At 41.7% G+C, this 19,305-nt stretch carries 22 protein-coding genes and 2 riboswitches; of the genes, 4 read left to right on the forward strand and 18 right to left on the reverse strand.

The window, feature by feature from the left end; all coding sequences use genetic code 11:
• Positions 1-11: 11 nt before the first annotated feature.
• From COD92_RS02130 to COD92_RS02145, 4 genes are all read right to left on the reverse strand, one after another.
• A complete protein-coding gene (locus tag COD92_RS02130) occupies positions 12-677 on the reverse strand; it encodes a methionine ABC transporter permease (RefSeq protein ID WP_098528014.1) in 666 nt (221 codons plus the stop codon).
• Complete coding sequence (locus tag COD92_RS02135) at positions 670-1,695, reverse strand: methionine ABC transporter ATP-binding protein (protein WP_098528013.1); 1,026 nt, start codon at positions 1,693-1,695, stop codon at positions 670-672. The genes COD92_RS02130 and COD92_RS02135 overlap by 8 nt, the downstream gene beginning before the upstream one ends.
• A gap of 130 nt (positions 1,696-1,825) precedes the next feature.
• Positions 1,826-1,934, reverse strand: a riboswitch (SAM riboswitch).
• A 128-nt stretch (positions 1,935-2,062) separates the two neighbouring features.
• A complete protein-coding gene (locus COD92_RS02140; protein ID WP_098528012.1) occupies positions 2,063-3,379 on the reverse strand; it encodes an O-acetylhomoserine aminocarboxypropyltransferase/cysteine synthase family protein in 1,317 nt (438 codons plus the stop codon).
• Between the two features lie 68 nt (positions 3,380-3,447).
• Positions 3,448-3,549, reverse strand: a riboswitch (SAM riboswitch).
• 65 nt (positions 3,550-3,614) lie between these two features.
• A complete protein-coding gene (locus COD92_RS02145; protein WP_098528011.1) occupies positions 3,615-3,962 on the reverse strand; it encodes a hypothetical protein in 348 nt (115 codons plus the stop codon).
• Between the two features lie 216 nt (positions 3,963-4,178).
• Between COD92_RS02145 and COD92_RS02150 the strand changes: the two genes are divergently transcribed.
• Positions 4,179-5,087, forward strand: coding sequence for a nuclease-related domain-containing protein (locus COD92_RS02150; RefSeq protein ID WP_098528080.1), 909 nt, complete (start codon positions 4,179-4,181; stop codon positions 5,085-5,087).
• A 72-nt stretch (positions 5,088-5,159) separates the two neighbouring features.
• On the opposite strand, the gene COD92_RS02155 is transcribed toward COD92_RS02150, so the two are convergent.
• The 9 genes from COD92_RS02155 to COD92_RS02195 form a co-directional block, all read right to left on the reverse strand.
• Positions 5,160-5,441 (reverse strand): hypothetical protein, encoded by a 282-nt coding sequence (locus COD92_RS02155; protein ID WP_098995869.1) that lies wholly within the window; start codon positions 5,439-5,441, stop codon positions 5,160-5,162.
• A gap of 83 nt (positions 5,442-5,524) precedes the next feature.
• Positions 5,525-5,833, reverse strand: a complete 309-nt coding sequence (locus tag COD92_RS02160) for a thioredoxin family protein (RefSeq protein ID WP_098532402.1) — start codon at positions 5,831-5,833, stop codon at positions 5,525-5,527.
• Between the two features lie 6 nt (positions 5,834-5,839).
• Positions 5,840-6,196 (reverse strand): toprim domain-containing protein, encoded by a 357-nt coding sequence (locus tag COD92_RS02165; RefSeq protein ID WP_098532403.1) that lies wholly within the window; start codon positions 6,194-6,196, stop codon positions 5,840-5,842.
• Positions 6,197-6,327: 131 nt separating this feature from the next.
• Positions 6,328-6,567 carry a YusG family protein gene (locus COD92_RS02170; protein WP_098532404.1) on the reverse strand — a complete coding sequence of 80 codons (240 nt, stop codon included), beginning with the start codon at positions 6,565-6,567 and terminating at the stop codon, positions 6,328-6,330.
• Positions 6,568-6,677: 110 nt separating this feature from the next.
• Positions 6,678-7,061 carry a glycine cleavage system protein GcvH gene (gene gcvH / locus COD92_RS02175; RefSeq protein ID WP_098532405.1) on the reverse strand — a complete coding sequence of 128 codons (384 nt, stop codon included), beginning with the start codon at positions 7,059-7,061 and terminating at the stop codon, positions 6,678-6,680.
• Positions 7,062-7,110: 49 nt separating this feature from the next.
• Entirely contained in the window at positions 7,111-7,467 is a 357-nt protein-coding gene (locus COD92_RS02180) for an arsenate reductase family protein (RefSeq protein ID WP_098532406.1), read from the reverse strand.
• 167 nt (positions 7,468-7,634) lie between these two features.
• Positions 7,635-9,416 carry an acyl-CoA dehydrogenase family protein gene (locus tag COD92_RS02185; protein ID WP_098532407.1) on the reverse strand — a complete coding sequence of 594 codons (1,782 nt, stop codon included), beginning with the start codon at positions 9,414-9,416 and terminating at the stop codon, positions 7,635-7,637.
• Positions 9,417-9,438: 22 nt separating this feature from the next.
• Positions 9,439-10,614, reverse strand: a complete 1,176-nt coding sequence (locus COD92_RS02190) for an acetyl-CoA C-acetyltransferase (protein ID WP_098532408.1) — start codon at positions 10,612-10,614, stop codon at positions 9,439-9,441.
• 31 nt (positions 10,615-10,645) lie between these two features.
• A complete protein-coding gene (locus COD92_RS02195; RefSeq protein WP_255295234.1) occupies positions 10,646-13,030 on the reverse strand; it encodes a 3-hydroxyacyl-CoA dehydrogenase/enoyl-CoA hydratase family protein in 2,385 nt (794 codons plus the stop codon).
• A gap of 209 nt (positions 13,031-13,239) precedes the next feature.
• On the opposite strand from COD92_RS02195, the gene COD92_RS02200 reads away from it, so the two are divergent.
• Both COD92_RS02200 and COD92_RS33560 read left to right on the forward strand, forming a co-directional pair.
• On the forward strand, positions 13,240-13,371 hold the full coding sequence (locus COD92_RS02200; protein WP_098529540.1) for a YuzL family protein: 132 nt from the start codon (positions 13,240-13,242) through the stop codon (positions 13,369-13,371).
• Between the two features lie 364 nt (positions 13,372-13,735).
• A complete protein-coding gene (locus COD92_RS33560; RefSeq protein ID WP_098530287.1) occupies positions 13,736-14,101 on the forward strand; it encodes a DUF378 domain-containing protein in 366 nt (121 codons plus the stop codon).
• 40 nt (positions 14,102-14,141) lie between these two features.
• On the opposite strand, the gene COD92_RS02210 is transcribed toward COD92_RS33560, so the two are convergent.
• The 5 genes from COD92_RS02210 to COD92_RS02230 are packed head-to-tail and all read right to left on the reverse strand — an operon-like array spanning position 14,142 to position 18,049.
• Positions 14,142-14,390, reverse strand: coding sequence for a DUF2573 family protein (locus COD92_RS02210; protein ID WP_098530288.1), 249 nt, complete (start codon positions 14,388-14,390; stop codon positions 14,142-14,144).
• A complete protein-coding gene (locus COD92_RS02215; protein WP_098530289.1) occupies positions 14,347-15,144 on the reverse strand; it encodes an IucA/IucC family C-terminal-domain containing protein in 798 nt (265 codons plus the stop codon). The genes COD92_RS02210 and COD92_RS02215 overlap by 44 nt, the downstream gene beginning before the upstream one ends.
• Positions 15,137-15,958, reverse strand: coding sequence for an ABC transporter ATP-binding protein (locus COD92_RS02220; RefSeq protein ID WP_098530290.1), 822 nt, complete (start codon positions 15,956-15,958; stop codon positions 15,137-15,139). Before COD92_RS02220 ends, COD92_RS02215 begins: the two co-directional genes overlap by 8 nt.
• A gap of 34 nt (positions 15,959-15,992) precedes the next feature.
• Complete coding sequence (locus COD92_RS02225) at positions 15,993-17,048, reverse strand: FecCD family ABC transporter permease (protein ID WP_098530291.1); 1,056 nt, start codon at positions 17,046-17,048, stop codon at positions 15,993-15,995.
• Positions 17,045-18,049 carry a FecCD family ABC transporter permease gene (locus COD92_RS02230; RefSeq protein ID WP_098530292.1) on the reverse strand — a complete coding sequence of 335 codons (1,005 nt, stop codon included), beginning with the start codon at positions 18,047-18,049 and terminating at the stop codon, positions 17,045-17,047. Before COD92_RS02230 ends, COD92_RS02225 begins: the two co-directional genes overlap by 4 nt.
• 172 nt (positions 18,050-18,221) lie before the next feature.
• Here COD92_RS02230 and COD92_RS02235 point away from each other — a divergent pair, with 172 nt between their 5' ends.
• Positions 18,222-19,181: an ABC transporter substrate-binding protein gene (locus COD92_RS02235; protein WP_098530293.1), complete on the forward strand. Its 960-nt coding sequence runs from the start codon at positions 18,222-18,224 to the stop codon at positions 19,179-19,181.
• Positions 19,182-19,305 lie beyond the last annotated feature (124 nt).

Below are 19,305 nucleotides of genomic sequence, written 5' to 3' on the forward strand. Positions count from 1 at the left end.
TTCTCCCCCTGTTATCGTTTGTCAGTTTTCTTTGTAAAATAATCTCCAATAAATTGGATGATAAAAACTAAAATTAATATCGCAACTGTTGCAATTAAGGTGATGATTGGTCTATTGCGCTGAAAGCCTTCCAAGTATGCAAAATGTCCAAGCCCTCCAGCTCCAATTACACCCGCCATTGCGGTGAAGCTGACTAAAGAAATGGCTGTGACGGTAATACCTGAAATTAATGCCGGCAATGATTCGGGTATTAGCACCTTAAATATAATATGTCCATGTGTGGCTCCCATCGATTGAGATGCCTCAATCACACCCTTGTCAATTTCCCTGAGTGCAATTTCCACCATACGTGCGTAGAAAGGCGCCGCCCCAATGATTAAGGCTGGTAAGGCTGCGTTCGCACCGAGCATAGACCCAACTAGTAATTTCGTAAAAGGAATTAACAATACAATTAAGATAATAAATGGGATGGATCTAAAAATATTAACAAATCCAGCAATAACAATATTTATCGGTTTATTTTGCCAAATATTTCCTTTTTCCGTTAAAAACAATAAAAGACCGAGCAACAAGCCCAGAATAAATGTAGCAAGCACCGATATGAAAGTCATATAGATGGTTTCTTGGGTTGCAGCATAAAGTTGATCCCAGTTTAATGTTTCCATTATGTTAGTCATTGCTTAACACCTCCACACCGATTTGCTGTGAATGGAGATAATCGACCGCTTTTTTAATTTCAGTCGTCTGTCCATCAAGGTGAATAAATAAGGAACCATACGATCCATTTTGTGTATGCGATATTTTACCTTGGAGAATATTTACGATCACATTGTAATCCCTAATAAGGTTTGTAATTAATGGTTGTTCTGCCGACTCACCAACGAACGAAAGCTGAATAACCTGTCCCTGTGGATAACGTTCGAGTAAATGGTCTATTGTTTCCTTCGTTTCTTCTGGTTCCGTAACCTGTTGGACAAATCGTTTTGTAATTGGCTGCCTTGGATGTTTAAATACTTCTAAAACGGGACCCAGTTCAACCATTTTCCCGCCTTCCATTACGGCAACGCGATGACAGATTTTTCGAATGACATGCATTTCATGTGTAATTAACACAATTGTTAATCCAAGTCGTTTATTAATATCGACAAGCAGATCAAGAATCGAATCCGTTGTTTGCGGGTCAAGTGCCGATGTTGCTTCATCACATAATAATACTTTCGGATTATTCGCAAGTGCCCTTGCAATTCCAACCCGTTGCTTTTGACCACCGCTAAGCTCTGATGGATAGGCATTTTCCCGGCCTTCTAAACCAACTAGCTTAATTAGCTCAGCCACCCTCTTCTTTCTTTGCGGCCCTTTGACACCAGCAATTTCTAGAGGGAAGGCAATATTTTCACTAACTGTTCTCGACCACAGTAAGTTAAAATGCTGGAAGATCATGCTGATTTCCTGACGGGCCTTACGAAGTTCCGACCCCTTAATTTTGGATATGACACGCCCTGCAACCGTAACGCTGCCCTCGGTTGGGATCTCTAACCCGTTTAACATGCGGATTAATGTACTTTTTCCGGCACCACTATAGCCAATCACGCCGAAAATTTCTCCATCTTTTATTTCAAGATTTACATCGTCGACTGCCTTAAGGTCACCTTTTTTGCTAGGGAAGATTTTCCGGACATTCTGAATTGAAATCATTTGATCACCTACTTTTTATAGAAATCATGAATATAGGGTTCACTGTATAAATAAAAAGGATTCTATTATTTCAGAAAAATAAAAATGCCTTTCTGCACGGGCAGAAAGGCATTATCAAAAATAAACCTTTCTCCCATCTCCCAAAGCAAACGCTTTGTGTGAATTGGCACCATTTCAATAAAAACATTGACGGTTGCCGGGCTTCATCGGGCACATCCCTCCACCTCTCTTGATAAGAGCTTACAGCTTCTATATTCAATTAAAACATTATATTGTTTAAGTAAATTTATTATATTAACAAAAGTTATCGTATCACGGATAAAATGGGGTGTCAACGATTTTTTCTGAATATAATAATAGGTAAAATTTAGACATTTTCCTTTAGTGAGGTTAACCCTGTCGCAGATTCTATCGCTGACTCAAGGTCATCCATTAAATCCTCGACATTCTCAATTCCAATGGAAAGCCTGATTAAATCTTCTGATACACCGGCTGCCTTAAGTCCTTCGGCATCGAGCTGCTGATGGGTGGTGCTGGCAGGATGAATAATTAAGCTCTTTGCGTCACCGACGTTGGCAACATGCGCCCAGAGTGTTAAGGAATTGATCAATTTTGCTCCCGCTTCTTTTCCCCCTTTAATACCAAAGACCACCATTGATCCTGCACCTTTAGGCAGATACCTTTTCGCTAATTCATAATCTGGATGTGAACTATGACCAGGATAGGATACCCACTCCACCGCCGGATGAGCTAATAAATAATTAACCATCTGCTTGGTATTGGCTACATGCTCCTTCATCCGCACATGAAGCGTTTCTAGCCCTAATGTAAACAGAAAGGCATTTTGCGGACTTAGTGCAGGTCCGAGATCGCGTAATAATTGGACGCGGGCTTTTATGATATAGGCAATTGCCCCTAAGGCTTCTGCATAGATAAGGCCATGATAGCTGTCATCTGGGGTGGTGAAGCCTGGGAATCTTGGAGAATTCCAATCAAACTTGCCGCCATCGACAATAATGCCGCCAGTTGTGGTTCCGTTCCCTAATAACCATTTGGTTGCCGAATGAACGACAATATCAGCACCATGTTCGATTGGCCGGCAGAGATATGGTGTGGCAAAGGTATTATCAATAATTAAGGGGACCCCAGCTGCATGGGCAATGTCGGCCACTTTTTCAATATCAAGTACTCGTAAACTTGGATTACCAATCGTTTCGGCAAAGACTGCTTTTGTTTTTTCAGTAATCGCTTGGCGGAAGTTTTCCGGATTCTCGGCATCAACAAACTTTACGTTGATTCCGTATTTAGGCAGGGTAACCGCTAATAGATTATAGGTTCCGCCGTAAAGATTGGAAGCAGCGACAATTTCATCGCCAGCTTCGGCGATATTTAAGATGGCTAGTGTAATAGCAGCCATGCCGCTGGCAACGGCGAGTGCTCCTACTCCTCCTTCTAATAGTGCGACGCGGTCTTCAAAAACAGTTGTCGTTGGATTGTGAATTCTTGTGTATATGTAACCTGGTTCCGCTAGACTAAAAAGGTTGGCTGCATGTTCTGTATTTTTGAATTGATAGGCATTGTTTTGATAGATTGGAACAGCGCGAGCTCCTGTTACAGGATCTGGTGACAAGCCTCCATGAACACTTAGTGTTTCAAAACGGTACTTTTTTTGATTTTCCGCCATTTTTCCTGTTCCTCCTTTTTATCAAAAAAATGAAAAAACCCCGCTTCCTAAGAAGAGGGGGTTAACTCTTCTCATCTTTCGAGCAGGCTGCTCTGCTGGAATTGGCACCGTGTTTTATAACCGGTTGCCGGGCTTCAAAGGGCCAGTCCCTCCACCACTCTAGATAAGATTCTGAAAATTCAATTGTTGTTAACTATAGATTACTAGAAATTTAATTCCGAGTCAACATATAGGATTATATGACTTTAGCAAGATTTTCATTTGCTTTTGTTAAAAAGAAGATGGATTCTAGGAGCAGCGTGGTTCTTAGGGGGGCGGATACGGTTAGCCGTCCTTTCTTTTCGAGTGTTCGCAGTGTTTCGGTTCCTTCGAAAAGCTGCTGTATGGTGTTCGAGTCCCCTTTTACTTCGTAACAAATGGATTCTTGGTCATTTAGTAACGACATTTTGCCATTTTTTATTTCGATGATAACGGTATCCTCTTCACAACAGAATTTTACTTTTATATCGGTATGTTTAATTAAGCTTAGGATATGCCCCTGTAAGGTGAATTTTTCTAAAAATTTTTCTGCCAGTTCGTTCATTTCTACCACTCCGGTCTTTGCGCACGTATTAGATTACTTATTCAGCATGGAAGACGGGATTCCTTTGATTATCGCTCGACAATTCTCTGATGAAATGGGCTATTAAAGACGATTTCCCGAGAAATATGTCGAGTCTTCGAAAGTGTTAGAAAATAGTCAAATCTTTGCACCCGGATTCTGGTTAAAATGAAGGAGATACTAGAAAGGATGTGGAGTATGATTTTAAAGGATCGCCCTGAACCACTTGAATTAAGAATATTAAAGCTATTAGACGCTAGAACAGAGTTAGAAGAAAAGGAAAAAAAATATCTTCATAATAAAGCTAAAGGTTATGAGGGTGAAAAAATGTTTGATTTGTTAACGGGGAAGCTCAACCCTCCAAGTTACCTCTTACATGACTTGTTGCTGGAGTCAAACAATAGCAAGTTTCAAATTGATACGTTGATGATTAGACAGGACCCCATTTACCTATTCGAGGTAAAAAATTATGAAGGTGATTTTAATTATGAAAATGGAAGGTTTTATTCTCTCGCTATCAAAAAGGAAATTAAGAATCCTTTGCTACAATTAGAACGGTGTGAATCTCTGCTTCGACAGCTTCTTCAAAGTCTTGGGTATCACCTGACTATTGAGGCCTATGTTATTTTTATTAACCCTAAATTCCACTTATATCAATCCCCTATGAATAAACCCATTATCTATCCAAATCAGCTGCCCGATTTTATGTGTAAATTAAATAGAAAATCTTCCACTTTGAATGGACGCCATAAAAGTTTAGCTGAGCAATTAGTATCTATGCACCAGACGGAGTCCCCCTATGAAAAGTACTCAAAGTATTCAATTGATATGTTAAAGAAAGGGATTATTTGTGCTGTTTGTCATTCTTTTGATGTTTCTAGTTTTGATAAACATGTGCAATGTCAGGTATGTGGTCATTGTGAGGGGCTTGACTCTGCGGTCTTAAGAGCTGTAGGGGAAATAAAGTTGCTTTATCCTAATGAGAAAATTACAACTAACTTAGTTTTTGAATGGTGTGAGAGTATTGATTCAAAAAAAACTATTCGGAGGGTTCTAAAACAAAACTTGATCTGTAATGGTAAGACAAAGGGACTCTTTTACGAATAGCCAGAGGTATGTATGTATACTGTCGCGAGCTTTTGTTACCAATATAGCTCTTAATTCATTTTAATGGGACAATTATTTTTTATTTGGACGGCTGCCTTTTTCTATTTCCCCGTGACAGTCACAATCCCTTTTTATTTTGACCGTTACGGCTTCCACTTTACCTTGATGGGCACAATTCCTTTTTATTTTGACCGTTACCGCTTCCGATTTACCATGATTGGCACAATTCCTTTTTATTTTGACCATTACGGCTTCCGCTTTACCGTGATGGGCACAATTCCTTTTTATTTCGACCGCTCCGGCTTCCGCTTTACCGTGATGGGCACAATTCCTTTTTATTTCGACCGTGGCCAACCCTTTGTTACCAGTTGGGGAAAATTACGTTCCTTCTTCGCCCACACCCTCATAGAAAAAGCAGATGCGCTCCACGCATCTGCTCACCCAAAATAAAATTTAATTTTTTCTAGCAAAAATGGAACAGAATGAAACGCATAAATCGTTTCCTGGACCTCACCATTACGAATAATCAACAGGCTTGGTACACTCTCAATTGCAAAATTCTTAGCCAAATCCGGATAAAAATTCAGGTTCATTTTTCCCATCGTAACCTCTACAAGCTCCCCGACGATTTGAAGCATCCGAGACGCAACCTGACAGGTGCCGCATAGAGGGGTATAGAAATATAACAGACCGATTCCCTCACGGTCGAGGAAATCAGCCAATTCAGTTCGATTCCATTCATTCATCACACATTAACTCATTTCTAAATACTCAGCATGTACATCAATATTTGCCCCTAATAGGACCATTGCCAGGTGGTGTTCAGGCGCCGTCGCTACCTCCCGATACATCCGGTCAATATACAAATGCTCCGCATGGGGAAATTCACGTTTAAATCGTTTACGAAGCTTTTCACCTGAATCATCTGCATCGACAAGGATATAGACATCCTTATCCTCAAGAAACTCAATCAACTCCTCTAGCTTTGAATGACTGATGGTTCCATTTGTACAGATAATCTCCACAGGTTCCTTCACAATATGCTTAACCTTATTTTTATCGGATTTTCCTTCGACAATAAGAACTTTGTCAACATACGAATCATTCATATCCCATCACCTGTAATATAAAGTTGTTTATGTTAACATATTCTAAAATACTGATTTCGTGTACCATCTTGTTAGTAAGTTAACTATAACATGATTGTCCGCTAAGAAATAGGTATTTGCTTGAAATTATGTTAACACCATCCACCATCATCACAGTCGGTATACTTGGCATTCGGCTGTTCAGTTACGGTTACATGCTGATAAATTTTTTGTTGTTCTGCCTCAAAATGATGATCTAATTCCACTTGCATCTGATCAGAAAGTTTTATTTTACCTATTGATGTATTTTCAAGAAACAGTTCAATTTCGCCATTTTTTAATTTTCCAACCACTCGATCGGTCACATCAATCTTTTGTTGGTTTAATGTCATTTGCTCCACCCTCTTCAATATGGTTTAGGAATAGTCTGTCCCTGCCCGATAATAAAAGGAGTGGAAATTTAAGAGAAAAAGCACCCATAAAATAGGTGCTTTGAAACGGATTAATCTTCTTTAATCATTTCTTCATATTGCTCAGCAGTCATTAATTTGTCTACTTCGCCTACATTGGAAGGCTCGATGACAATCATCCATGCTTTTTCATATGGAGATTCGTTGACAAACTCAGGGCTGTCACTTAATTCTTCGTTTACTTCCACAACTTTACCGCTGACAGGGGCATAAAGCTCAGAAACGGTTTTGACTGATTCAACACTTCCAAATGGTTCGTCAGCTGTTATTTCAGTACCAACTTCTGGAAGTTCTACGAAAACGATATCTCCTAATTCATGCTGTGCAAAGGCAGTAATCCCGACGCGTACTTTTTCTCCTTCTACCTTTACCCATTCATGTTCTTCAGAATAACGTAATTCTTTTGGTGTACTCATATGCAAAATCCCTCCTGTTTTTATAAGAAAATTCACCTTCATTTAGAAGCTAGAGCCAATTTTTTTCAAACTCTTCTTCTTTAAAACCAACGGTAACGCGTTCGCCATCCGTCAATATCGGCCTTTTGATTAACATCCCATCAGATGCAAGCAAATCGAGCAATTCGCCCTCAGTTGCCGTCTTCATTTTATCTTTAATCCCTAATTCACGATATTTTAAACCACTTGTATTAAAAAATTTCTTTAGTTCCAATCCGCTTTTTTGATAAAGCTCCTGCAACTGATCTCGTGACGGGGGATGCTCGACGATATGTACTTCTTCATAGGAAAGATGATGTGCATCCAGCCATTTCTTCGCGTTATGGCATGTACCGCATTTTGGATACCAGTAAAAAGTTAAAGCCAATGGTTTTCACCACCCTATACTTTTTATTCATAAAAATTTTATCATATGGTCCTCTAAACTCCTAATGGACCGCACTCCAATAGGTAAAATTCGACACCTTTTGTATAATTTCCTTCTTTCTTTAAAAATATAATAAAGCCCCATCAAAATGAAGGGGCTCCACAATATTAGACTGTATAGCGCTCAGCTTCGATAATGACGTCGGCAGCTTCGCGTTTTTTGGCAATTACATTGATTGGCTGGTGGCGTGTAAACTTGCGCAGTGATGTTAGCATCATTCGAAGCGTATCGCCTTGTTCAATCGCTACAAGCGATTCTTTTGCGGTTGCTTCTATTTCATTAAAGGCTTCTTGACAGAAGATTTGAGTATAGAGAAGCTTCTGCTTGCTCTTTTCTAAGCCGTCTTGCGCAATGGCCTTTTCGGTACGCAGCACAACCGATTCCATCGCATATACGTTTGAAACGATATCCGCAATATTAGCTAAAATTTCTTGCTCTCTTTCTAATGCCTTACCAAATTTCTGAGCAGCCAAACCGGAAGCCAATAAGGCAATCTTTTTGGCATTTCTCACTAGGTATTTTTCTTGAGCTAATGGCTCATCGCCAGGCTCTTCTGGCATTAACATCATTAATTCCTCTTGCAGTGCTAAAGCTTTTTGGAATAGCGGCAGTTCGCCTTTTAATGCTTTTTTCACGAGTGTTCCTGGCACAAGCAGGCGGTTAATCTCATTGGTTCCTTCAAAAATCCGGTTAATCCGGGCATCACGATAGGCTCTTTCAATCGGATATTCCTGCATAAAGCCATAACCGCCATGGATTTGGACACCTTCATCGACTACATAGGATAATACTTCACTTGCGAAGAATTTGTTCACCGAGCATTCGATGGCATACTCTGCAATCGCATTTGCCACCTTTTTAAGATCTTTCGCATCCTCGGTGGAAAGCTTTCCTTGGTTTTCTTCATATAAACCAATCGTGCGGTAAACAGAGCTTTCAGCCGCATAAATTTTCGATGCCATTGTCCCAAACTTCTCTTTTGTTAAATTGAACTGAGAAATGGCTGTTTTAAACTGTTTACGGCCATTTGCATATTTGACTGTCATCTCAAATGCCTTTTTAGAACCGCCGACACCGCCGACTGCCAACTTATAACGGCCGATGTTTAAGATGTTAAAGGCGATCACATGGCCCTTACCGTACTCACCTAACAGATTTTCAACAGGAACAGCTACATCCTCTAAAATCAATGTACGAGTTGAAGAGCTCTTGATGCCCATTTTCTTTTCTTCCGCACCCGTTGAAACGCCAGGGAAATCTCTTTCTACAATGAATGCAGTGAAGTGCTCACCATCGATTTTTGCATAAACCACAAATACATCCGCAAAACCAGCATTGGTGATCCATTGCTTTTCGCCATTCAAAATATAGTGAGTACCTGCGGCATTTAATTTCGCTGTGGTTCTAGCGCCTAGAGCATCAGAACCGGAACCAGGCTCTGTTAAGGCATAAGCGGCAATTTTTCCACCTGATGCAAGTTCAGGTAAATATTTTTTCTTTTGCTCATCATTACCGAACAAAACGATTGGCAGGGATCCGATCCCGACATGCGCACCATAAGAAAGGGAGAATCCACCGGCTCCCGCCATTTTTTCCGTAATTAGGGATGAAGTGATTTTATCTAAGCCTAACCCTTCAAACTCTTCGGGAACGTCAACAGCTAATAGGCCGAGCTCACCCATTTTCTTTAATAGCTTAACCGTGCGATCAAATTCGTGATTTTCTAAGTGCTCAAGTTGTGGGACAACTTCTTTTTCTACAAAATCTGAAGCGGTCTGTGCAATCATTAAGTGCTCTTCATTAAAATCTTCTGGTGTAAATATATCTTGATAGGATAGATCCTCAACTAAAAAGCTTCCGCCTTTGACAACCTTTTTTGTTTCAGTCATTAAAATTCCTCCTATTCTTTTATTACAGTAGTTCAAATACCCCGGCTGCTCCCATTCCGCCGCCGATACACATCGTCACGACACCAAATTGTTCGTTACGGCGTTTTAACTCGTGGATTAAGGAGAGAGTCAGTTTCGCGCCTGTACAGCCAAGTGGATGTCCAAGGGCAATTGCACCGCCATTTACGTTAACAATTTCTTCATTTAACCCAAGCTCCCGAATGACTTGCAATGATTGGGAAGCAAAAGCCTCATTTAATTCAAATAAGTTGATATCCGATAATTCCAAACCTGCGAGCTTAACTGCTTTTGGAATGGCGACAACTGGCCCGACACCCATTATTTCAGGCGGGACGCCTCCGACCGCAAACGAGCGAAATTTAGCTAGCGGCTTTAGGCCAAGTTCTTCTGCCTTCTCACGATCCATTAACATCAAGGCTGCTGCTCCGTCACTCGTTTGCGAAGCATTACCAGCGGTTACAGATCCCGTGACGGAAAAGGCTGGACGAAGTTTAGCTAGTGTCTCTAAATTGGTCTCCGGGCGAACCCCTTCGTCCATAGAAAATTGGACGGTTTTTTCAACAATCTTATTGTCATTCCCTACCGTGCGAATCGTTACTTCAACAGGTACTATTTCATCAACGAACTTTCCTTCTGCAATCGCTTTTGCTGCACGTTGATGGCTGCGAACCGCAAATGCATCTTGATCTTCACGGGAAATGCCATACTTTTGGGCAACCTGCTCCGCCGTATGGCCCATTCCCATGTAGTACTGCGGTGCCGTTTCCGCGAGTTTAATGTTCGGACGTACGACATGCCCCATCATTGGAATCATGCTCATCGATTCGGCTCCGCCGGCAATAGCGGTATCGGTATGTCCCAGCATTATTCCTTGTGCCGCATAGGCGATGGCCTGCAAGCCGGAAGAACAGAAACGATTAATCGTGATCGCAGGAACTGTATACGGTAGTCCTGCCAATGCTCCAATATTGCGGGCCATATTGTTTCCTTGTTCCGCTTCTGGCATCGCACAGCCGATAATTAAATCATCTATATTTCCTTCGTAGTTTCCGGCACGCTTTAAGGTTTCTTTTACTACTAAAGCTCCTAAGTCATCAGGACGAACAGTTGCGAGCGTTCCCTTCTTTGCCTTACCGACCGGTGTCCGGGCCCCGGCCACAATCACTGCTTCTCTCATGCCATCTCCCTCACTTTCTCTTAATCTAGTATTAGTTTCTTAACGGTTTCCCTTTTACCAGCATGTGCTGCATGCGCTGCTGTGATTTTGGCTCGGCAATCAGACTTAAGAAAGCCTCTTTTTCTAAATCTAAGAGGTATTGCTCATCGACTTCTGTTCCGAATGGAACGCGGCCGCCAGCAATGACATAAGCAATCTTCTTGGCAATTTTCAAATCATGCTCCGAAATATAACCGGATAAACGCATCGCTTCTGCCCCAAGCAATAGGGTTGCATAACCTGTTTCGCCCACGACTGGGACCTTCCGGCGAACTCTTGGTTTATATCCTTTATCATGTAAGGCAAGCACAGCCTGTTTGGCATCATAAATAAGATGATCACTGTTAAAACTAATGCCGTCAGCAGAGCTTAAGAAGTTATTTTCTCTTGCTTCTGCTGCAGATGTTGAAACTTTTGCGGTGGCAATCGTTTCAAACACTTTATTAGCGACATTTTGCAAATCAAATGGTACTCCGTTTGGCAGGTTCTCTAAGTGCTTCATGTAAAGCTCTTTGTTTCCGCCTCCGCCTGGAAGCAGGCCGACACCCACCTCGACAAGACCCATATAAGTTTCGGATGAAGCTTGAATATGGGCTGCAGGCAGACAAACCTCGGCACCGCCGCCAAGTGTCATTCCAAATGGAGCAGCCACTACCGGCTTGGAGCTGTATTTCATTTTTAACAGGGCACTATGAAGGTGGCGGACTATCAGATCTAACTCATAAATATTGTCATCCTGCACTTCCATTAACATCATCGCGAGATTGGCTCCGACGCAGAAGTTTTTCCCTTGGTTTCCGATGACAAGACCTTTATAATTTTTCTCAACCTCATCCACTGCGTAATTGATCATTTGGACGATATCGAGACCAATCGCATTGTTAGGCGAGTGGAACTCCAACAGGGCCACTTCATCACCGATATCAATTAAACTTGCGCCACTGTTCTTTTTAATAACACCTTTCTGTTTCTTAATTTTCTTAAGGTCAATCGCCTTTGGATTGGTTTCCACGAGTCGATATTGACCGTTATCATAATAGAACTGTTCACCATTTTCTTCTAAGTAGAAAGAGGTATGCCCTTTTCCAAGCATATCAGTAATCCAAGCTGGTACTTCCACTCCGCAACTTTTCAGCTTTTGCACGGACTTTTCCACACCGATCGCATCCCAGGCTTCAAATGGCCCCATATCCCAGCCAAAGCCCCATTTCATTGCCTGGTCGATGGCGACAATATCATCGGCAATCACACCTAAGAGCTGTGCGGAGTATAAAAAGGATTCTGTGAATGTATTCCATAAAAATTGACCAGCCTTGTCATTTGCGTATACAAGCGCTTTCAATTTATTCGCTGTTCCTTTTTCCTGCTTCGCTAATTCAACCGCTGGCGTTGATATTTTTTTACGCGGTCCGTATTCCAATGTATTGGGATCTAGCTCAAGTATTTCTTTCCCTTTTTTCAAAAAGAACCCTTGACCCGACTTACTGCCAAGCCAGCCCTTCTCGACCATTGATTTAAGGAACACAGGGATTTCAAAGACTTCTTTTTCTTTACCTTCGACTTGTTCATATACATTGGCGGCCACATGATAAAAAGTGTCCAATCCGACGACATCAAGTGTACGGAAGGTGGCACTTTTAGCTCGGCCGATTAATGGACCAGTGATCGAATCTACTTCGCTGACACTTAGTCCAGCCTTTAACATTTCCCTAACGGTGACAAGGAGCCCATAAGTGCCAATACGGTTGGCAATAAAGTTTGGGGTATCCTTAGCGATTACAACACCTTTCCCTAATACATCCTCACCAAATGTTTTTATGAATGAAAGTACTTCTGGCGACGTATATTGAGTTGGGATGACTTCGAGTAATTTTAAATAACGCGGCGGATTAAAGAAGTGTGTTCCTAGAAAATGCTTTTTAAAATCATCGGAACGTCCTTCCACCATCGCTTCGACAGAAATTCCAGAGGTATTCGAGCTGACAATGCTGCCAGGTTTGCGGTATTGGTCGACTTGTTCAAAAACCTGCTTCTTTACGTTGAGGTTTTCGACGACAACTTCGATGACCCAGTCAACGTCTTTCAGTTTCATTAGATCGTCTTCGAGGTTACCTGCTTCAATGAGGGCGAGATTCTTTTTAGAGGTAAGTGGTGCAGGCTTTTGCTTTAATAGTTTTTGGATATTTTGTGTGCTGATGCGATTTCGAACCGGTTTATCAGCTAATGTAAGTCCCTTGGCTTCTTCTTCTTTCGTTAAATCCCTTGGCACAATATCCAGTAACAGTGTTGGGATCCCGATATTTGCTAAGTGGGCAGCGATTCCCGAGCCCATAACTCCCGATCCAAGGACAGCTGCTTTTTTAATCAATTGGTTCAACATTGTCTCCCCCTTCAACTTTGAATGAATACTCATTCATTTTTATAGCAAAAAAAATTCATTTAGGAATGAGTCCTGCTACTATTTAATATAAAATATTTCGAAAATTTGTGCAATCAATAAACGCGGAATTTTAAAATTTTTTTGAGCACAAAATTTTAGCATCATATTTTGGCTCCGATGGGCATCCTATTCATGAGGTGATATTTATGGCGAGAGTGAAAAAGAATCCTTCCAAAGCGGCTGTAAGTGCTGCCAGTGTAAAAGGCAATGCCGGCCCAGGGAATGAAGAACAAAACACTGACAAACAAAACAGCCAGAATAGTCAATTTAAAAGATAAGCGGAAGCGCCTTGAACAGGGGCGACAGGCTTAAGACGAGCCTTCTTGACGGATTGACTTAAATGTGAAGGCGACTGTCATGGGACGAAGGCATAAGACGCACCCTGTAAGAAGGCGCTTTTTGCCTTCTTCAGGGGGTGGCTTATGGCTCGAGTCCCAAGGAACCGCAACTGGATAAGCTTATGACCCCGAGCCCCTAGGCGCTGGAGCTGGACCATTTTCAAAGTTTATTATTTAATCTTTGTTGTCTTTTTATAACGGGCTGAGTTTTCAGCCTGTTTTTCGTTTTTTGATTGTATGATTACAGCGGAATTTACACATGCTAGAAGCGATAACTTCAGCTTAATTCAGGAGGTGAGAAAGCATGAAAACTTTATCAAGAATTGCCTTGCTTTTGGTCATTATTGGGGCGATTAACTGGGGACTAATTGGTTTTTTTCAATTTGATTTAGTAGCGGCCCTTTTTGGCGGACAAGATTCAGCTTTATCAAGAATTATTTATAGCCTTGTTGGGTTGAGTGGACTTGTCTGCATCCCATTATTATTTGCTCGTATCGGCGAGTCTGCGGAAAATACGACACGTCAAAACGTTGGTCAGCCTAATTATGCAACAGAGTTTGGCTCAGAAAATGATATGACAGATATTAATAACAGAGCTAAACAATCCGATAATCAAACAACTCAGACTTACAAACCTAGTCAGAACAACCAATCTGACGATCAAATGTAAGAAAACGGCCATGTCTCAAAAGACATGGCCATTTTTATTTCTATTTCTTTGTATTTCGATGCTGCTCATTTAGCTCTTTAATCTCATTAATAATTAGTTTCATTTCCTCTTTTGCATCGGGATACATTCCATTCCAGTGCTTAGCTAAGGCGGGCATGGACTTGGCGATGTGGGTGTATAACGCCCAAGCCTTTACCTTTTCTTTTGTATCTTCACTGCTTTCTCCAACAAGGAGCTCACTATATTTATCGAGCAGTGCTTCGAACTGGGCAGTAAATTCCTTCTCCATTTTGACACCTTCTATCCATGGCAATTTGCGTACATGGGCAGGTTTTGCAGCGTTTGCCTGCCTGTAACTGATAAGAAAAACAACACGTATTTCTTATTCGTACCTCATTGTCCCATTCTACCATATTTGGTTTATTCCCATAGTATTTTTGCAATGGATTTAGGTTGCAGGCGCCAAATAAGGATCCTTCCCCTTCAAAGAGTAAAAAAGTAAAGTCGTCAAAAACATTAGAACTCTTATGTGCTTTTAGCTCCGTTTCATACAGCCAAAATAGGTAAACGGCGATATTTTCCCACAGGATTAACCTCGAAATACCAGCTATGTTTGCTAATTTATTAATCAGTATATCAATGTTTGTTGCAAAGAGATTGCTTACAATTTCTTCACGCCACTTATGTCGATTTTCCCCATTCCAATCTTGAAGGGTATCATCCACTAATGAAAAAGAAGGAAGCCAAGTTTTCCCCGGTTCAGGAGATTCCATTTTTAAATTTTCAAGTGACACATCCATCTTTTTATTCCATGCCGTCATCGTATAGAGTGACATGACAGCAACAAAGGCATAACGTTTGATAAACATTGAGGCTGCTGTTTTTTCATTTGGTGCTCCAATTATATTAGTCAATTTTTTTAAAAAGTCCTTCAGAAATACATCGTCCAGTAGCTCTAAAACATTCATGCTATTCGTCAATTCTGGCTTAAATCTGTATTTTTGCAGGTGGGCAAGTTCCTCAACTCTCACTTTGTTAACCATTCATTGCAACCGCCTTATTAAGGATCCGTCTCCCTTTTCCATATGGAATACATAGTGGTGTGCCGAATAATGGATCAATGGTTACTTCGCAGTCCATATCAAATACATGTTTTACTAGACTGCCGGTAATCACATGCTCTGGTGCACCTTGGGCGTAAACCGTTTGGTCCTTCATTGCGACAATATGATGAGCATATCGGCAGGCTAGATTTAAATCGTGAAGGACCATAATAACCGTTCTATTTTTGAATTCGTTTAACTCAAATAACAAATCGAGGATTTCAATTTGATGAGTCATATCTAAATAGGTGGTCGGTTCATCCAATAAAATGATGTCTGTATCCTGCGCTAAGGTCATCGCAATCCAGGCCCGCTGTCTCTGTCCGCCTGATAGAGAATCTACTGTTCTTTCTTTTAAATGCTCGAGACGTGTCGCCTTTAGGGCATCATTTACCTTTTTTTCATCTTCCTCTGACCACTGTTTTAACCAGGATTGATGCGGATACCGGCCTTGTTTAACAAGCTGAAGGACGGTTAGTCCTTCTGGTGCTGCCGGTGATTGCGGGAGGATGGCCATTTTTTTAGCAATTTCTTTTGTAGAAAGCTTCGCGATGGTCTTACCTTCAAGTAAAATACTGCCGGATTTCGGCTTTAAGAGGCGGGCAATTGAACGTAGAAGCGTGGATTTTCCGCAGCCGTTCCCTCCGATAAATACGGTTATCTCGCCCTTCCGAATCTCTAAATCCAGTTCTTTAATAATAAGATTTTCACCGTATGAAAGAGATAAATTTTTCGTTTCAATTGCGTTCTTCATTTTTCCAACTCCTTTATTTAGCGAAGCAGATATTTTAAGCATTTCTTGTTTTAAAAAGCAGGTAAATAAAATACGGTGCACCTATTCCCGCAGTAAATACCCCTGCAGGCACCTCTAATGGCAAAAACAGCGTTCGGCCGATTAAATCAGCAATCATTACCAGTATCCCGCCCAATAAAGCAGCCGTCGGAAGTAATGCACCAAACGAGGAGCCGACTAATCTCCTGGCCATATGCGGTGCCATTAAGCCGACAAACCCAATGCCTCCAGCAAAAGCTACCGAGCTGCCAATCAAGGCTGTACTAATCATCAATAGCAGGAACCGTTGTTTTTGGACCTTGCCGCCGAGTCCGGCAGCCACCTCATCGCCCAACTCTTGGATATTGATGGTTCGTGCCGCAATAAAAGCTATAAGGAGGAAAATAACAGTCCATGGCACTAAGGTGGCAACATTCTTCCAATTGGATCCATAGACGGTACCCGTAATCCAGATATTTGCTTGAGCTGCTTGATAGATGGGACCCATGATCATCATTAAGGTGGTTAAAGCCTGCATTAAGGTAGAAATCCCAATGCCAATTAACACTAATCTTATCGGTGACACACCATTCTTCCAGGCTAGGAAATAAACTAAAAAGGCAACGATCCCCGCCCCTAAAAAGGCGGCTAGTGGTAACCAAGCAATGCTGACGGTTAAAGCATTATTTTTATCGCTAAAAACGGCTAAAAAGGCAACAACGGCAACCGCGGCTCCCCCTGTTATGCCGAGGACATCCGGCGAGGCAAGTGGGTTGCGAATCATTCCTTGTAAAATGCCCCCCGCTACAGCTAATGACATTCCAACCGCTAAGGCAACTATGATTCTTGGTAGGCGAAATGAAGTAATAATCAGCTTCTCCATTTCCGGCCCCCCGCCAAATAATACTTTTACTACAGTTAACGGGTTAATTTTCATATCCCCAATCCCTGTACTGATCACCAACACCATAAATGTGCCAATCAGCAGGATTAGAAGTAATAAAGCAGCCTTTCGATCAATCAAAAAAGACATTTTTCCCTTGAGCGGGCGGAAATTTTTATATTTGCTCATCTACCATTGAACCCCCTTCTCGCGATATAAATAAAGAATGGAGTTCCAATGATGGCGGTCATGACCCCGACAGGTACTTCTGACGGCATCAGGATATATCTAGCCGCTATATCGGCAGTAAGTAACAGAATGGCACCAAGGATTCCGGATAAGGGGATCACCCAGCGATGATCGATTCCGAAGATGGCCCGGGTAACATGCGGGATGACAATCCCCACAAAGCCGATTGGTCCGGCAACTGCTACGGAACCTCCTGCCAAGAGGATGACCAATACCCCGATGGTGATTTTAACAAGTCCTGTATGCAGGCCAAGCCCTTTTGCAACTTCTTCTCCCATAGACAGGATATTCATTTTTCCGGCAATCATAAATGCTCCGACCCAGCCAATTGCGATATATGGTAACACTGCTTCAAGTGTTTCAAGCTTTCTACCCTGAACAGAACCCGCCAGCCAAAACAAAACCTGCTCTAGTGCGGCTTCATCCATTACCAATAATCCTTGCGTGATGGAGGAAAACATCGCTGAAATCGCAGCTCCGGCAAGGGTAAGCTTCATAGGAGTTAACCCTTCTCGTCCAAAGGATCCAATCCCATAAACACTGATCGCTGCAATTGCAGCACCAAGGAAAGCTAGGCCGTTGTATGCTTGTAAATCTTTTACGGTAAACAAGCTAACTGCGGCTACCACGAAAAAGCCAGCCCCCGCATTGATTCCAAATATTCCCGGCGAGGCCAGTGGATTTTTCGTTAAGGTTTGCATGAGTGTCCCGGCAATCGCCAGACTTGCCCCTACTGCGGCTGCTATGAATGCTCTCGGAACTCTGACCGTTTGGATAATAATATGTTCGTTGGAACCATTGTAATTTCTATAAGCATCGATAGCTGTCTGCACACTTGTATCTGTGTAACCAAAGATTACACTTGCGCCCAGTAACAGAAGCATGACAAGAGCCGCGCTTATGCATCCAGCCCATTTTAATGTAGTACTTTTTAGAAGCATTGATTTGAAACCCTTTCCACCTCTTTTACTTTTAGTTTATCTGTTAATGATAATGATTGTCAATGATTTTGATAATCATTTTCAATTAGCTATTGACATGGGTGCTGCAGGCATTTTATGATGTAAATGAAAATCATTATCAATTATTTTTCCAAGGGGGATACATACACAAATGAAAGCAATTAAAAGGATTTTCTCGCTCTTCTCGATCATGGCTATTTTCTTATTAGCTGCCTGTGGCGGTACCGAGGAGAAAACAAATACAGAACCAAAGACAGCTGAGGAAAAAAGCTATACGGTTGAGCATGCAATGGGGTCTACGACCATTAAAGGTAATCCAAAACGCGTGGTCATTCTCACAAACGAAGGAACAGAAGCTCTATTAGCATTAGGCGTTACACCGGTTGGGGCCGTTCAATCGTTTACTGGGAACCCTTGGTATGAGCATATTGCCGATCAAATGAAAAATGTCAAAGTGGTCGGTACGGAAAGTGAAGTAAATGTAGAAGCCATTGCTGCATTGAAGCCTGATCTGATTATTGGTAATAAAATGCGTCAGGAAAAGATTTATCAGCAGCTAAGCGCGATTGCTCCTACTGTTTTCGCGGAGACTCTTCGTGGCGACTGGAAGGAAAACTTTCAATTATATGCTAAAGCGCTGAATAAAGTAGATAAAGGTAACGAGGTTATCCAAAACTATGATTCTCGTATTGCTGGTTTAAAGGAAAAGCTTGGCGATCAATTACAGATGAAGGTCTCTATGGTTCGTTTTATGGCTGGAGAGGTCCGGATTTATCATAAGGATACTTTTTCAGGGGTCATTTTAAGTGATCTTGGTTTCGCCCGTCCAGACAGCCAAAATGTGGATGATTTTGCTGAGAGAAATGTAACGAAGGAAAGAGTTCCGGCAATGGAGGGAGATATCCTCTTCTATTTCACGTATGAAACGGGTGATGGAAAAGGCTCAGAACTGGAGAAAGAGTGGATTGCTGATCCATTATTCAGGAACTTAGAGGTCGCTAAGAAGGGTGAGGTTCACAAGGTAAGTGACACGATTTGGAATACAGCCGGCGGGGTCCTTGCTGCCAACCTGATGTTGGATGATATTGAAAAGATCTTTTTGAAAAAATAATATGATTGGACCGCCTTCCTGAGGATGAAGGTGGTCCTTTTTGTTATTTGAAAATATTTTAGCGCGGACATTGGTGGGTTGATTCTGATAATTGGGTTGATTCCGCGGACTTGGGTGATAATTC

This window comes from Bacillus sp. AFS037270 (assembly GCF_002585305.1).

Coding starts and splice junctions, on each gene's coding strand:
- COD92_RS02130 (WP_098528014.1), bottom strand. CDS start 677: ATGACTAACATAATGGAAACATTAAACTGGGATCAACTTTATGCTGCA.
- COD92_RS02135 (WP_098528013.1), bottom strand. CDS start 1,695: ATGATTTCAATTCAGAATGTCCGGAAAATCTTCCCTAGCAAAAAAGGT.
- COD92_RS02140 (WP_098528012.1), bottom strand. CDS start 3,379: ATGGCGGAAAATCAAAAAAAGTACCGTTTTGAAACACTAAGTGTTCAT.
- COD92_RS02145 (WP_098528011.1), bottom strand. CDS start 3,962: ATGAACGAACTGGCAGAAAAATTTTTAGAAAAATTCACCTTACAGGGG.
- COD92_RS02150 (WP_098528080.1), top strand. CDS start 4,179: ATGATTTTAAAGGATCGCCCTGAACCACTTGAATTAAGAATATTAAAG.
- COD92_RS02160 (WP_098532402.1), bottom strand. CDS start 5,833: ATGAATGAATGGAATCGAACTGAATTGGCTGATTTCCTCGACCGTGAG.
- COD92_RS02165 (WP_098532403.1), bottom strand. CDS start 6,196: ATGAATGATTCGTATGTTGACAAAGTTCTTATTGTCGAAGGAAAATCC.
- COD92_RS02170 (WP_098532404.1), bottom strand. CDS start 6,567: ATGACATTAAACCAACAAAAGATTGATGTGACCGATCGAGTGGTTGGA.
- gcvH (WP_098532405.1), bottom strand. CDS start 7,061: ATGAGTACACCAAAAGAATTACGTTATTCTGAAGAACATGAATGGGTA.
- COD92_RS02185 (WP_098532407.1), bottom strand. CDS start 9,416: ATGACTGAAACAAAAAAGGTTGTCAAAGGCGGAAGCTTTTTAGTTGAG.
- COD92_RS02190 (WP_098532408.1), bottom strand. CDS start 10,614: ATGAGAGAAGCAGTGATTGTGGCCGGGGCCCGGACACCGGTCGGTAAG.
- COD92_RS02200 (WP_098529540.1), top strand. CDS start 13,240: ATGGCGAGAGTGAAAAAGAATCCTTCCAAAGCGGCTGTAAGTGCTGCC.
- COD92_RS33560 (WP_098530287.1), top strand. CDS start 13,736: ATGAAAACTTTATCAAGAATTGCCTTGCTTTTGGTCATTATTGGGGCG.
- COD92_RS02210 (WP_098530288.1), bottom strand. CDS start 14,390: ATGGAGAAGGAATTTACTGCCCAGTTCGAAGCACTGCTCGATAAATAT.
- COD92_RS02215 (WP_098530289.1), bottom strand. CDS start 15,144: ATGGTTAACAAAGTGAGAGTTGAGGAACTTGCCCACCTGCAAAAATAC.
- COD92_RS02220 (WP_098530290.1), bottom strand. CDS start 15,958: ATGAAGAACGCAATTGAAACGAAAAATTTATCTCTTTCATACGGTGAA.
- COD92_RS02225 (WP_098530291.1), bottom strand. CDS start 17,048: ATGAGCAAATATAAAAATTTCCGCCCGCTCAAGGGAAAAATGTCTTTT.
- COD92_RS02230 (WP_098530292.1), bottom strand. CDS start 18,049: ATGCTTCTAAAAAGTACTACATTAAAATGGGCTGGATGCATAAGCGCG.
- COD92_RS02235 (WP_098530293.1), top strand. CDS start 18,222: ATGAAAGCAATTAAAAGGATTTTCTCGCTCTTCTCGATCATGGCTATT.